At 62.0% G+C, this 13,927-nt stretch carries 12 protein-coding genes; 3 read left to right on the top strand and 9 right to left on the bottom strand.

Annotation, left to right across the window (positions count from 1 at the left end; all coding sequences use genetic code 11):
* Nucleotides 1-186: 186 nt before the first annotated feature.
* The 9 genes from BUE92_RS01560 to BUE92_RS01605 form a co-directional block, all read right to left on the bottom strand.
* Entirely contained in the window at nt 187-1,251 is a 1,065-nt protein-coding gene (locus tag BUE92_RS01560) for an AI-2E family transporter (protein WP_003190063.1), read from the bottom strand.
* Nucleotides 1,252-1,323: 72 nt separating this feature from the next.
* Nucleotides 1,324-2,142: a DUF4892 domain-containing protein gene (locus tag BUE92_RS01565; RefSeq protein WP_073521669.1), complete on the bottom strand. Its 819-nt coding sequence runs from the start codon at nt 2,140-2,142 to the stop codon at nt 1,324-1,326.
* Between the two features lie 102 nt (nt 2,143-2,244).
* Entirely contained in the window at nt 2,245-3,099 is an 855-nt protein-coding gene (locus BUE92_RS01570; protein WP_073521670.1) for an alpha/beta hydrolase, read from the bottom strand.
* Nucleotides 3,096-3,899: an alpha/beta fold hydrolase gene (locus tag BUE92_RS01575; protein WP_044273029.1), complete on the bottom strand. Its 804-nt coding sequence runs from the start codon at nt 3,897-3,899 to the stop codon at nt 3,096-3,098. The genes BUE92_RS01570 and BUE92_RS01575 overlap by 4 nt, the downstream gene beginning before the upstream one ends.
* A 97-nt stretch (nt 3,900-3,996) precedes the next feature.
* Nucleotides 3,997-4,440: a hotdog fold thioesterase gene (locus BUE92_RS01580; protein ID WP_014717751.1), complete on the bottom strand. Its 444-nt coding sequence runs from the start codon at nt 4,438-4,440 to the stop codon at nt 3,997-3,999.
* A 30-nt stretch (nt 4,441-4,470) separates the two neighbouring features.
* A complete protein-coding gene (locus BUE92_RS01585; RefSeq protein ID WP_073521671.1) occupies nt 4,471-6,123 on the bottom strand; it encodes an AMP-binding protein in 1,653 nt (550 codons plus the stop codon).
* Between the two features lie 589 nt (nt 6,124-6,712).
* Complete coding sequence (gene sixA, locus BUE92_RS01595; protein ID WP_073521673.1) at nt 6,713-7,162, bottom strand: phosphohistidine phosphatase SixA; 450 nt, start codon at nt 7,160-7,162, stop codon at nt 6,713-6,715.
* A complete protein-coding gene (locus BUE92_RS01600) occupies nt 7,159-7,506 on the bottom strand; it encodes a DUF4389 domain-containing protein (RefSeq protein ID WP_073521674.1) in 348 nt (115 codons plus the stop codon). Before BUE92_RS01600 ends, sixA begins: the two co-directional genes overlap by 4 nt.
* Before the next feature lie 10 nt (nt 7,507-7,516).
* Nucleotides 7,517-8,542 (bottom strand): NAD(P)H-dependent glycerol-3-phosphate dehydrogenase, encoded by a 1,026-nt coding sequence (locus BUE92_RS01605; protein ID WP_073521675.1) that lies wholly within the window; start codon nt 8,540-8,542, stop codon nt 7,517-7,519.
* Nucleotides 8,543-8,735: 193 nt separating this feature from the next.
* Here BUE92_RS01605 and BUE92_RS01610 point away from each other — a divergent pair, with 193 nt between their 5' ends.
* Genes BUE92_RS01610 through BUE92_RS01620 form a run of 3 tightly spaced genes read left to right on the top strand, consistent with a single transcriptional unit; the run spans nt 8,736 to nt 13,685 of the window.
* Nucleotides 8,736-10,856: a TonB-dependent receptor plug domain-containing protein gene (locus BUE92_RS01610; RefSeq protein WP_081372157.1), complete on the top strand. Its 2,121-nt coding sequence runs from the start codon at nt 8,736-8,738 to the stop codon at nt 10,854-10,856.
* A gap of 1 nt (nt 10,857) precedes the next feature.
* Nucleotides 10,858-11,787 carry an ABC transporter substrate binding protein gene (locus BUE92_RS01615; RefSeq protein WP_073521676.1) on the top strand — a complete coding sequence of 310 codons (930 nt, stop codon included), beginning with the start codon at nt 10,858-10,860 and terminating at the stop codon, nt 11,785-11,787.
* Nucleotides 11,784-13,685 (top strand): ATP-binding protein, encoded by a 1,902-nt coding sequence (locus BUE92_RS01620; protein WP_073521677.1) that lies wholly within the window; start codon nt 11,784-11,786, stop codon nt 13,683-13,685. The genes BUE92_RS01615 and BUE92_RS01620 overlap by 4 nt, the downstream gene beginning before the upstream one ends.
* The last annotated feature ends 242 nt before the right edge of the window (nt 13,686-13,927 follow it).

Consider the following 13,927-nt stretch of genomic DNA (forward strand, 5'->3'; position numbering starts at 1 on the left):
GATTACGGCCAGCGTGGTTTAACGGGGCGCCTAAGATCAAAAGCAGATCAAGATCAAGAGCGACTCGCTTCGCATCGTGGTTACCGTCGACGGCTACAGCCTACAAAGTTGTGTAGATACCTATGGCAATTCGCAGGCAAGCCAGCTCCCACAAGTACCGCGGCGCACCACAGTTAGGTACACCGATCAGTTACAAGGTTTGTCTTCACGACGCACTTGCGCCTGGCTCGCGCTCCAGTCTGTCAACAGGCTGTAGGCCACCGCCAGCAACGTCGGGCCAATAAACAGGCCGATAAAGCCGAACGCTATCAACCCACCAAACACGCCCAACAACACGATCACCAACGGCAGGTTGCCGCCGCGGCTGATCAGGTACGGCTTGAGCACGTTATCCACGCCGCTGATCACGAACGTGCCCCACACACCCAGGAATACCGCGTAGGTGTAATCGCCCTTCCACGCCAGCCACGCCGTGGCCGGGATCCACACCAACGGCGGCCCCATGGGAATAAGGCTGAGCAGGAAAGTCACGATACCCAGCACCAGCGCGCCCGGTACGCCGGCGATCAGGAAGCCGATCAGCGCCAGCAGCGCCTGGGCCGCAGCGGTGCCGATCACACCATTGACCACCCGTTGCACCGTGCCGGCCACCAGTTCGATGTAGTAGCCGGCGCGTTCGCCAATCAGGCGCTCCAACAGGCGGTGCACAAACATCGCCAGGCGCGGCCCGTCACGGTAGAAAAAGAATACGAAGACCAGGCTCAGGGTCAGCTCAAGAATGCCGCCACCAATTTGCGCACTGCGCGCCAACAACCAATTGCCGACCTGGCCCAGGTACGGCTTGATGCTCACCATCAGCGCCGCACCTTGTTGGTCAATGCTGTCCCATGTCGCCACCAGGCGCTCGCCGACGAAGGGGATCGACCCCAACCAGGTCGGCGCCTCGGGCAAGCCGTCGACCTGGATGTCCTTGATCAGCGCCACCGCATCACGCACATGGTCAGCCAGGTTGAACCCCAGCCATACCAATGGCACCGCCACCAGCAACATCCAGCCCAACGTCAGGATGCCAGCGGCCAGGGATTCCCGGCCGCCGAGCCAACGGGTGAGCAAACGCATCAGCGGCCAACTGGCAAATGCCAGCACCGCGCCCCAGAACAGCGCCGACCAGAACGGCGCCATGACCCAGAAGCTGGCACCAAACAGCACCAGCAGCAGGATTTGCACCAGCAGGCGATCGTTATTGAGCATCGGGTATCTCGAAAAGAAGGCTGTAGGAAGAGAGCTTAGGCGAACGGCGCGGGTCCGTTCGCCCTGTGGTGCTTAGCGTATCAGATGCAGATGCAGTCCTTGGGTATCACCGGTGCCGGTTTCCAGACGGGCGGTGCGCACGCCCTTCTCTACCAGCGCCTGGCGCCAGGCCTCGGCCTGCGGCCCGCTCAGGCTCACGCGCAGGGTGGTGTCGAGGTTCAAGGCTCGGGATATCAAGGTCAGCCAGGTGTCATCCGGTTCGGCAACCAGCGCGGGGAAATCCAGCTCGCCGGTGCTTTTGAGTTCACGCAGCAGGGTGGCCGAAGTGGGCAGCAGCTCGCCCAAAGGCGCGCTGGCGTCGAGTTGCTCCACATGCAGGTAGGCGCGGCGATTACCACGGGTGATGCCGTACAGCGCGACCAGGGAATTGTCCTGCGGGGCGGCCAGGCGTAGCAGCAGGTATTCCTGTTGGCCATCGGCGCCCACCAGCTTGGCGTTGCCGAACACCTCGTTGGCCCACAGGCTGCTTTCGCCACAATCGCGCGCCTTGCACCAGAACAACAACTGCGCGCCTTTGGCCTGCAAGGCTTCGCGGGTTCCGGTAAAGGCGGCGCTGGAGCTGTGTTCGGCGGGCAGTTCATAGGTGATTGCAGTAGCTGGGCCGCGTGCGATGGCCTGGCCTTCATAACGCAACTGGCCGCTGATCTTGCGGATCGCGCCCATGGGGTAGATGCGTTCCTTGTCTTCAGCGGGGCGGTAATCGACGATTTGCGCATCAACCTGACGGGCTACCGTCGGTAGATCCTGGCTGCCCGGCACGTCGGCGGCAAATACCAGGGGGCTGAAACAGCAAAGGCCAAGGGCACGGATACATCCTTTACCCAGGCTCATCGGATCAGTGAGCCCTGGCCAATGTTGGTCACAGCGATATCGAGTGTGTTCATGGTTGACTCCCTTTCAATCCGCCCAGCCTCGGCAGTTGACCCCGCCAAGTCAAGGCGTGGAGAAGAACCGATTGAAACAGTCTGCAACAAGAGCCGAACCGGGCTCGTCATTCAGGTGTAAATGATGGCCGCCTGGCAGCGTGGTAACCGTGAAGGGTAGCTGAGAAAGCAATTCGGAATGTTTCGCCAGCATGCCGTCAGCCGCGACCACCAACTGGGTAGGGCACCCTACCCTTCGCACGAAAGCCATGGCTTGTTCATCGGTCAGGCGCATCGGCGATGCCAGGGTCAGGCGGCTATCGCTGCGCCAGGTGTAACCGCCCGGTACGGGCATCAAACCGCGCTGGGCCAGGAGCTGCGCCGCTTCACGGCTGACCGCCACCACGCCTTTCATCCGCGCCTCAACCGCTCGATCAAGGCTGTTGTAGACCGGCTTGCGCTTGTCCTGCAGGCTCAATTGCGCCTGCAAGGCCATGCCCAGGCGCTCGGCCGCGCTCTCGCCGCTGGCGGTCGGTGGGATTACGCCGTCAATCAGGCCCAGGTGTGTCACCCGCTCCGGCAAGGCCCCGGCTAACACCAGGGAGACTATGGCGCCCAGGGAGTGGCCAAGTAATGCAAAACGTTTCCAGCCCAGTTGCTCGGCCACCTGCAGCACGTCGTAGACGTAATCCCACAAGGCGTAACCGGCGCCGGCCGGGCGGTGCGCCGAATGCCCATGCCCCGCCATGTCCAGGGCGACGATGCGCAACCCGTGCAGCTTGGGCGCCAGGCGCGCAAAGCTGTTGGCGTTGTCCAGCCAACCATGGAGGGCAATTACCGGCAGGCCGTCCTCGGGGCCGAACAGATGCGCGGCCAGTTCGATGTGCGGCAGGCTCAGGCGTACCTCTTCGACGGGCGTACTCATGCGCAACTGCGCTCACGGGCCTGCCAGCGGGCGAACAGAGTCTTGATCAAGGCAGCAGTGTCCTGAGGGCGTTCGAGGGGGAACATATGGCCGCCGGGCATGGTGAGCATTTCGCCCATGGGCAAGCGGTCGACACCGCTGGCATGGTGACGCATCACCACCCGGCTCTGGCGGCCACGCACCACCGCCAGCGGCACCTTCAACTGGCGCACCTGGCCCGGGCTGGTGTGGGGCACGCCGCGATAGATGCTGATTTCGGTGGCCGGGTCGAATCGCAGGCGCAGGCGATCGCCCACTTGCTGCAGGCCATGTTGCAGGTACGCGTCAAAGCAATCGGGGTCAAAGCCACGGAACAGGGTCTTGCCGGCGAAATAGCTGCGCGCGGTGTCCAGGTCGGTGAATTCTTCGCGCCGGCCAAGCGTGCGCCCTGCCGGGGTGAGGCGGTCGATAAAACCAAAGCGCTTGGCAGCGCGGATCACCCAGCGGTCTGCGCGGGTGAGCACCGGGGAATCCAGCATCACCACGCCCCGGTACAGGTGCGGGCAGCGCATGGCTGCGTGCAAATGCAGCACACCACCCAGGGAATGGCCCACGCCCCACACCGGCTCTGGCTGCTGCTCCAGATGATGGATCAGCTCGTCCACCAGGTTCTGCCAGTTATCATCCACCGGGAACCTGGGGTCGTGACCGTGCTGCGGCAGATGTGCCACCGCATATTCCGGGGCCAGGGCGGCAAACAGCTTGCCGTAGGTGGCCGAAGGGAAGCCATTGGCGTGGGTAAAAAACACGTGCTGCGACATACAGGTTCCATCAACAAAAACAGAGGGGGATTGTCACCATGCCCGGCCCCTACAGCAATGACTGTAACTGCCAGGAATGATGACACTCACGCCACGCCTATCGCGCCGGCGGTTGTTCACCCAGCGGCACCACGGCCATGGTCAGGCGCGAGACACAACTGGCCTTGCCCTCGTCGCTGCTCAGGCGGATGTCCCACACCTGGGTGGTGCGCCCGATATGAATAGCCTTGGCCACCGCCGTCACCCGGCCGCTGCGCACACCGCGCAGGTGGTTGGCGTTGACCTCCAGGCCCACGCAATAAAACTTGCTTGCATCAATGCACAAGTAGGCGGCCATGGAACCGACACTTTCGGCCAGCACCACCGAGGCGCCGCCGTGCAGCAGGCCGTAGGGCTGATGGGTGCGGTGGTCGACCACCATACTGGCGGTAAGGGATTCGTCGTCGAAGCTTTCGAAACGAATATCCAGCATTTCACCGATGGTGTTTTTCTGGATCGCGTTGAGGTGTTCGATATTCGGTTGGGTACGCCACAGGCTCATACGGTTGTCCTTGTTGGTTTTATTACGGCCCTAATCCTGCCACAGAACGGTTTCGGCGCGCGCGCTCCATGCTTGCAATTGTGCCCCGTACGTCGACTCGATCACGTTGCGCTTGATCTTCAAGGTCGGCGTGAGAAAGCCGTTTTCCACCGCCCAGTGGTCTTTCACCACCACCAATTGTCCTATGCGTTCATGCTTGTCCAGGCCCGCGTTCACCTGCACCAGCCAGCGTTCAAGGCCACTGCCGAGGGCTTGGCGGTCCTCGCCGGGCGCCGACAACACGCACAGCCCTATCGGCGCACTGAGCCCCTCGCCGACCACACACACCTGTTCAATACGTGCATGTTCGGCCAGGCGGTTTTCAATCGGCGCCGGGGCCACGTATTTGCCTTTGCTGGTCTTGAAGATTTCCTTGAGACGTCCGGTCAGGCGCAGGCGACCGTCCGCGTCCTGCTCGCCCTTGTCACCCGTACGCAGGAAGCCATCTGCGGTGAGCGTATCCGCGGTTTTCTGCGGGTCCTTGAAGTAGCCCAACATGGTAGCGCCACTGTGTACCTGCACTTCGCCTGACGGGTCGATACGCACTTGCACGCCTGGGCAGGGCTGGCCGATCCAACCGAGCGTTTGCCCACCTGGGCGACACACATGGGAATAGCCGCAGTTTTCGGTCATGCCGTACACCTCCAGCACATCCAGGCCCAGGCGCTGATACCAACGCAGCAACGCCTCGGGCACCGGCGCAGCGCCGGACAGGGCGATGCGCAGCGCATCCAGCCCCAGGCCGGCGAGAACTTTATGGCCGACGCGCTTGCCGATAAAAGGCAGGCGTAACAGGGTATCGAGGCGTTTTTCCGGGATTTTGGCGTAGACGCCCAGTTGGAATTTGGTCCATATGCGCGGCACGCCAAACAAGGCCGTCGGCCGCGCCCTGCGCAGATCGGTGAGGAAGGTTTCCAGGCTCTCGGCGAAAAAAACGGTTTGCCCGGTATAGATCGAAGCCATTTCTACAAACATCCGCTCCGCCACATGGCACAGCGGCAGGTACGACAGCAACCGGTCGCCCTCCCCCAGGCCGAACAGCTCAGTACCGCGCGTGGCAGCAACCCCCAAGGCGCCGAAACTGTGCATCACCCCTTTAGGCAGGCCGGTCGTGCCGGAGGTGTAGATGATGGTGGCCAGGCTGGCGGCATCCGGTAGCGGGTTGTCCTGGATCGGTGAACAGGCTTGCAGGTCCGCCCAACTGAAATCGAAAGTCCCTTCAGGGGGGCACAGCGGCAGGCTGATAGTCGGCACACCCGCAGGAACGCCAGGTGCCATCGCCGGCCAATCATCGAGCTTACCGATCAGCGCCAACCGCGCCTGCGAGTGAGTCAGCACATGGGCGACTGAGTCCGCGGTGAGGTTGGGATAAAGCGGCACCGACACGTGCCCAGCCATCCAGATCGCCAGGTCGGCGATGATCCAGTGGGCGCAGTTTTTTGAAATCAAGGCAATGTGCGAGCCGTGGGGCAACTCCCGCGCCCGCAGCCAGTGGGCGGCGCAACGAGCCTGGTGGCCGACATCGCCCCACGTGAGGGTCTGCACCTCACCGCCGCCGATGGGCTGAACGAGGAAGGTTTTGCGCGGGTGCCGCGCTTCACGCTCAAAGAAGACCTGCAACGGCAAACGAAAAGCGACAGGCATGGGACGCGCTCCTTTGTGATCCGAGATACAGCCAACCAAGCACTTGCTTGGTTGACTGTATAGCACACGCAAAGGAAACGGCCTGCCGGTAACCACGATGCGAAGCGAGCCGCGCTCTTGATCTGCTTTTGATCTTGATCTCAGGCGCCCCGTCAAACCACGCTGGCCGGAATTCGACAGGGATTTGGGGGGTAAACCGGCAGGGATGCCGGTTTAGCCGCCCCGCGCCATGGATGGCGCGTGGCGGCGGCCCCCCAAATCTCTGGCGGATTACGGGCACACCGAGCCCAGGCGAGGTGCCGAGTGGTGGGGCAAGAGCGTTTTGCTTACTTTGCCGCTTTTGCAAAGTGAGCCGCCGTCAGGGCGGAACCCTAAGTGGCCGTTACCGCAGGAACGGATATGTACTCGGTATAACAGTGTCGACAGTGAGGCCGTCTTCGCGAGCAAGCCCGCTCCCACAGTTGGATTGTGAGGTGTCAGGAAGATAGGTGTCGGCTGGCTGGCCGTCATCGCAGGCAAGCCAGCTCCCACAGTTGGATCGTGGGGGTTCAGGTAGGTAAACGTCGGTTGGCAGGCCGTCGCACGATGCCTAGGGATTCTTCACAGCTACCAGGCTCATCAAGCCAGCCAACGGAAAGTCACCCTCAAGCTGCGCCAAACTGGCCGTGTACATCGGCTGTGGCTGACGCTGATGCCCATGCTGCAAAAAACTGATCAGGCTGCCCACCAGCGGTTGATGACTGACCAACAGCACGTTGTCATCGGTGTCCAGTTGCTTCACCACCTGCTGAACATCCCCATCGGGCGTCAGCCACGGCACCGTGCAGATCTCAGGCTCAAACCCCAGCGCATCGCGCACCAACTGCGCCGTCTGCTGCGCCCGTACATAAGGGCTGGCAATGATGGCGCCCAAGGGCTGGCCAATCAGGTGCGTAGCACTGCGCAATACTTCGGCGCGCCCGTGCTCGGTGAGGTTGCGCTCGGCGTCCGTGCGCGCATGCGCTTGGGCCTCGCCGTGACGCAGAATCCATACCTTCATAGCTTCGGCTCTTCATCACGCACCGGGTGCGGTGCCGGCGGTACGCTGTGGGCCGCTTCGCCTTCGGGGGCGCGTGGGGTTGGCCAATCGGCGAACGGCCAGGGCTTTTGTTCGGTGTGGAAGCTGCCGAAGCGGCCAATCTGCGCCAGGAACTGGCTGAGGCTGTCGCCAAAGTTCATCAGGCCCAGGTTCGGTGCGCCGTAGATCAGCCGGTAAATCAATTGCACCACCACCAGCGCACCGAGCAGGAATTGGGCTACCTGCCACACCAGCGCAAATACCAGCATCCACAGGATGCGCAAGCCAATCGACTCGTATTGGGGGGCAGCTTTGGGATCGTTCATGACGCGTTCCTCAGTTGAAACCACTGGTGGAAATAAAGTCGACATCGGTCTTGGGCTCGGCCCGCATCAGCAACTCGATGACCTGGTTCAGGGTGCGCCCTTCAAACAGGATCGCATGCAGGCCGGCGACCAGCGGCATGTACACGCCCACTTCCTGGGCCTTGGCCTTCAAGACCTTGAGGGTGTTGACCCCCTCGGCCACTTCGCCCAGACGCGTCACCGCCTCCTCCAGGCTCAGCCCTTGGCCCAAGGCGAACCCGACCTGGTAGTTGCGGCTTTTGGGCGACGAACAGGTGACGATCAAGTCACCCACGCCCGCCAGACCGAGGAAGGTCATCGGGTTGGCGCCCTGGTTCACCGCAAAACGTGTCATCTCGGCCAGTGCGCGGGTAATCAGCATGCTCTTGGTGTTTTCGCCCATGCCCAGGGCCACGGCCATGCCAGCAATGATCGCGTAGACGTTTTTCAAGGCCCCGCCCAATTCGACGCCAAAGCGATCGCCGCTGGCGTAGACCCGGAAGGTATGGCCATGCAGCACCGCCTGGACGCGCTCGCACAAGGCCTCGTCTTCACTGGCGACCACGGTGGCGGTCAACGCGTGTTCGGCGACTTCCCGCGCAAGGTTTGGCCCGGACAGCACGCCAATGCGCGCCTGAGGAGCGATTTCGGTGAGGATTTCACTCATCAACTTGAAGGTGTGGGCTTCGATGCCCTTGGTCAGGCTGACCAGCAACTTGCCGGCCAAACGGTCGGCGTGGGGCGCCAATACCGAGCGCAAGGCGCTGGAAGGCAGCGCGACAAAGCACAGGTCGCAGGTCGTGAGGGTTTCCAGCAGGTCGGTCACCGGCTCGACGGCGGGATGAATCTTGATACCTTTAAGGTAACGAGGGTTTTCGCGATGCACGCGAATGGCTTCGGCCTGTTCGGGATCGCGCATCCACTGGCGCACCGCGTGACCGTTCTCGGCCAGCAGGTTAGCCACGGCGGTACCAAAACTTCCGCCTCCCAGGACCGCAATAGGGCGCTGTTCAGTCATATGCAATCCGTTAATCCATACCAGTGGCGATGGCGGCATTATACGGGGCGCCCCGCTTGCGGCCAGCCCCCGTATCAATTCGCGTTAGTCAGAAAATGCCAGAGGCGTGCGAAGTAAATGCAAGTCCGACGACTGGCAAACAGCCGCACCTCGGTTAACATGGGCGGCTATCCGCAATTAACAAGGCCGTGCCGTGTATCTGGGCCCTCCTCCCCGCTCATCATTATTGTTGCTGCTCTTGTGTGCTACCTGCGCGCAGGCCGACGATCTGTTCCTCGACAGCCAGCCGCTGCCCCAGGTCTTGACCGCCACGCGCCTCAAGCAATCGGCCGCCGCCGTGCCCGGCAGCATGACGGTGATCGACAGTGAGCTGATCAAGGCCAGCGGTGCCCGGGACATCTCGGAACTGCTGCGGCTGGTCCCGGGGATGATGGTCGGCTACACCGGCGGCAACCAGGCGTCGGTGAATTACCATGGCACCAGCGCCAGTGACGCACGGCGCATGCAGGTGCTGATCGACGGTCGCTCGGTCTACCGCGCCGGCCTGGCCACGGTGGATTGGAGCGATATCCCGGTGGCCATGGAGGATATCGAGCGCATCGAGGTCTTTCGCGGCCCCAACACCGTCAGCTACGGTGCCAATGCGCTGATGGCGGTGGTGAATATCCTCACCCGCTCGCCAGCCAACAGCCACGGCTCGCGGGTAAAGGTCATCCGTGGCGAGCGTGGCATCAATGACTTCTATGCCAGCCAGGGTGTGGGCTGGGAGACCGGCGATTTACGCTTGTCTCTGTCCGGGCAACAGGACGATGGATTTGACAGCGACGCAGTCGGCGCCGACCGCCGTGACGGGCGTCGTCTCAACCGTTTCAGCCTGGCGGTGAGCCAGACCTTGAACGCGCAACAAAGTCTCGATTGGCAACTGAACGTCAAGGAAGGCACCAACCAGCGCCCTTATACCTACACCCCGGTGTTTTCCGGGATTACCGAAGGCGGTAGCAATTCCGACGCCACCGCCAAGGACTACGCAGGCTCCCTGCGCTGGAACTTCGACTTCAACCCCGACCACAGCCTGTATATCCAGGGCTCGGCACAGCAATGGGACCGCAAGCAAATCTGGAAAGCCTGTGACGCCAAGGCCTCGTTCAGCCCTGAACTGACCCAGTTATGGCAGCTCAACCCCAACTATGCCGAATTGCTGGCACGGCACATGGACACCTACAGCCAAGGCTCCGCCCCACCGGGCAACGCCGCCGAACAGGCCTTGGCCAACCAGGTGCTGGACCAGTGGCGCAACGGTGCCAACCAAAGCGTGTGCGGCGATATCGACCAGAGCACCCGCGAAAGCCGCTACGACGTGGAGATCCAGGACACGCTCAGCCTCTCCGACAGCCTGCGCCTGGTCAGCGGCATGAATTACCGCTATGACCGCGCCGACTCCGAAACCTACTTCAATGGCACCCTGGACGACACCACCTGGCGCCTGTTTGGCCACCTGGAATGGCGCGCCAGCGAGCACTGGCTGCTGCAAGGTGGCGCCATGTACGAAGACACCCACCTGAGCGGCAACTCGCTCACGCCGCGTGTGGCGGTCAATTACCTGATCAACCCCCGCCACGGCTTGCGCGCGGTTTACTCCGAGGCAATCCGCTCGCCGGACATGTTCGAGAACAACGTCAATTGGAGCTACCGCGTCACCAATCTCAGCTCCCCGACCTACGGGCAAAACGCCGGTCAATATTTTGTCGTGACGCGCGGCCCCGGCAACCTCGACAAAGAGTTGATGCGCTCGCGCGAACTGGGCTACAACGGCTTCTTTGCCGAGCTGGGGCTGAATGTCGACGTGAAGCTGTTCTATGACGAAATCACCGACATGATCAGCTCGCCGCTGCGCAACAACCAATACATCGCCAGCAACGCCAACAGCTCACGTTTTAGCGGTGCCGAGTCGCAGTTCGACTGGCGCGTGAGTAACGCCGACCGCCTGCGCCTGACCTATGCTTATGTAGACGCCACCTCCAGCAACCCGCTGGACAAAGCGCAAACCGCGCGTAACAGCGGCTCGGCCGGTTGGCTGCGTGAGTGGGGCCAGGGTTGGTCCAGCGCCTTGTTCTACTATGGCGACGACGCACTCAACCAATATCGCTTCCAGCGGGTCGACCTGCGGGTGGCCAAGCGCATTGCCGTAGGCAAAGCCAATGTGGAGCTGGCGGGCATGTTGCAGCAACGCCTGGATGACCAGCCCACCACCTGGGCCGACAACAACTACGACCATCGCCACGTTCTCTATTTCAGCGCCGAGCTGGACTTCTGACATGGCCGACCAGTCACGGATGACCCTGTTCTTGGTTTCACGGTTTTGGCGCCGCGGCCTGCTGCTCGCGTGCCTGTTGCTGGCGGCGCCGGCATGGAGCGCAAACATCCTGCTGACGGCCGCCGAAGACAGCGCCGGCGTGCGCGCCTTTACCCAGGCCCTTGCCCAACAACGCCCCGAAGACCAGGTCAGCTTCACGCCACTCAAGCAGTTGCCAGCGCCCAGTCAACTGCCTGCCAGCACACGCCTGATTCTCCTTGACCTGCCGGGTCTGGACTGGCGCCTGCAGGATGCTCAAGGGCCACCAACCCTTGTGCTGCGCATCAGCCGCCTGCAGGCCCGACAACGCCTGGGCAACTTGCACCCGGCAAAAATCAGTCTGTTATGGAGCGACCCGCCGCTGGAACGTCAGTTGCGCCTGATCGCCAATATCCTGCCCCAGGCCCAGCGCGTCGGCGTACTGTACGGCGTCGATAGCGAATTCCTGCTGCGTGAACTGATCCAGTTCGCCAAACCCATGGGCCTGGAAATCATGCCCCAGCTCTGGGACAACACCAGCGACAGTCGCCCGATGCAAACCCTGTTCAAGAACAGCGACGTGCTACTGGGCCTCGACGATCCGCAGCTGTACAACCCCAAGACCGTAAAAAACCTGTTGCTGAGCAGCTACGCCCAACAACTGCCCTTGGTGGGGCCCAACGCTGGGTTTGTGCGGGCCGGCAGCCTGGCCAGCACCTACAGCGATCAATCCGACTGGCTCGCGGTGCTGGACCAACTGCTGGACCAGCCGCCGGCCAGTTGGCCCAACACGCTCTACCCGCAGTACTTCAAAGTCGTGGGCAACCCGCAAGTCGCGCGCTCACTGGGCATCGAACAGGTCGATGAAATCGCCGTTGCCGCCCGCCTGGCCGAAGGAGAAAAACGCCCATGACCTTGCGTCGTCGCTGGGATATCAACACCCGCACCCAGCTCATTACCCTGGGCCCCGCGCTGCTGTTGACCCTGCTGCTCATCTCCTTCTTCACCTTCGTGCGCATCCAGGACTTGCGCCAGGAGCTGGACCACACCGGTCAATTGATCGCCAACCAGCTGGCGCCTGCCACTGAGTACGGCGTGATTTCCGGCAACAACGATGTGCTTGAAACCCTGCTGCGTGCGACCTTGGCCACACCCCATGTGCGCTTCCTGGAGATCCAGGACAGCACCGAGAACATCCTGGTGTACGTGGAGCAGCCGTCCGAACGGCATGACCGCTCACTGTCGGTGAAGGTGTTCCAGGCACCCATCCGCCTGCAACACATCCAGCTCAACAATGACTTTTTCCAGGACAACCTCAGCGAACCCAAGGCACCCCGCGCGGACTACCTGGGACGGGTGATTGTGGGCATGTCGAACGACGCCTTCAGCCAGCGCCAGCAGGAGATCCTGTTCAAGGCAGGGGTCCTGGCACTGTTTGCCCTGCTGTTTACCTTCCTGCTGGCGCGACGCTTGTCGGCCAGCCTGTCCCAGCCGATCAGCGCCATGGGGCACGCGGTCAAGGCCATCCAACAAGGCGATTACAAGACGCCACTGCCCATCGTCGATGACTCGGAACTGGGCGACCTCTCGCGGCATATCAACAACCTGGCCGAGGGCCTTCAACAGGCCAGTCGCGAACAGCAACAAGCCATGGCCCAGTTGATCCAGACCCGTGAAGAAGCCGAGCGGGCGAACAACGCCAAGTCGGATTTTCTGGCGATGATGAGCCACGAACTGCGCACGCCCATGAATGGCGTGCTGGGCATGCTGCAACTGCTGGAAACCACGCAGATGACCGAGGAGCAGACCGAGTACGCGGCGCTGGCTTGCGAGTCCACCGAGCATTTGCTCAAGGTGATCAATGACATCCTCGATTTCTCACGCATTGAACGCGCCGCCCTGGAACTGGAACATATTCCGTTCAACCTGGCCGATCTGATCAACAGCTGCGCCCAGGCTTTCCAGCACAACGCCCAGCAGCGCGGGCTGAGCCTGGAACTGCCCATTCCCATGGGTATGGAGGCTCTGCGTGTGCGCGGCGACCCGACGCGGATCCGCCAGATTCTGGTGAACCTGATCGGCAATGCATTGAAATTTACCGAACATGGCAGCGTGACCGTCGAGCCCCACTGGCAAACCCTGGACCATGAGTTGGTGTGGTTCACCTGCACCGTACGCGACAGCGGTATCGGTATTTCCGCCGAACGCCTGGATTTGATGTTCGATGCATTCCAGCAGGCAGACAGCTCCATTTCCAGGCGTTACGGTGGCACGGGCCTGGGCCTGCCGATTGCGCGCACCCTGGCCGAACGTATGGGTGGCACCTTGCGCGCCCAGAGCGAAGAAGGTCGAGGCTCAGTGTTCACCTTGGAGATTCCGCTGGCCATTGACCAGCAGCACGTGCCGGTCACCGCACCTGACGCGCTTGGCAAAGCCAGCGCCGGCGATGGGCGCCACGTGCTGTTGGTAGAGGACAACCCGGTCAACCGCACCGTGGTCGAAGCGATGCTGCGCAGCCTGGGCTTTGAAGTCAGCCTGGCCACGGACGGCGCCGAGGCGATCCGCAGCGCCGAAAGCCTGATTTTCACCGCCATTCTGATGGATTGTCGCCTGCCCTTGATCGACGGCTACGAAGCCACACGGCAGATTCGCCAACTGCCCGGCTGCGCCGATCTGCCGATCATCGCCCTGACGGCCAACGCCTTGCAGGGCGACCGCGAAGCTTGCCTTGCAGCCGGAATGAACGATTACCTGGCCAAGCCGTTCAAACGCACGGATTTGCAGCAAATCCTGCAGCGCTGGGTGCAATAGCGCCGCGCCATCAGCCAACTGCGACTGGCGTGAAAGACGAAAGTGCGGCAGTCTTAGGCACCCGAACGGGCCGATAAACAGGCCCGGTTTAAAATTTCAGTGAACAAGTGTACATTCAGTGCCTTGCCGCTGTGACTTTCACTACAACGCAATAGTCTATGTGTAGGCTGCCGCTATGAGGCATGAACGCTTCATTCGGTTCGGGAAGATTTGCCCTACCCTGCCGCATGGGATTATTGAGG

This window comes from Pseudomonas fluorescens, from assembly GCF_001902145.1.
Lineage (GTDB): Bacteria > Pseudomonadota > Gammaproteobacteria > Pseudomonadales > Pseudomonadaceae > Aquipseudomonas > Aquipseudomonas fluorescens_BV.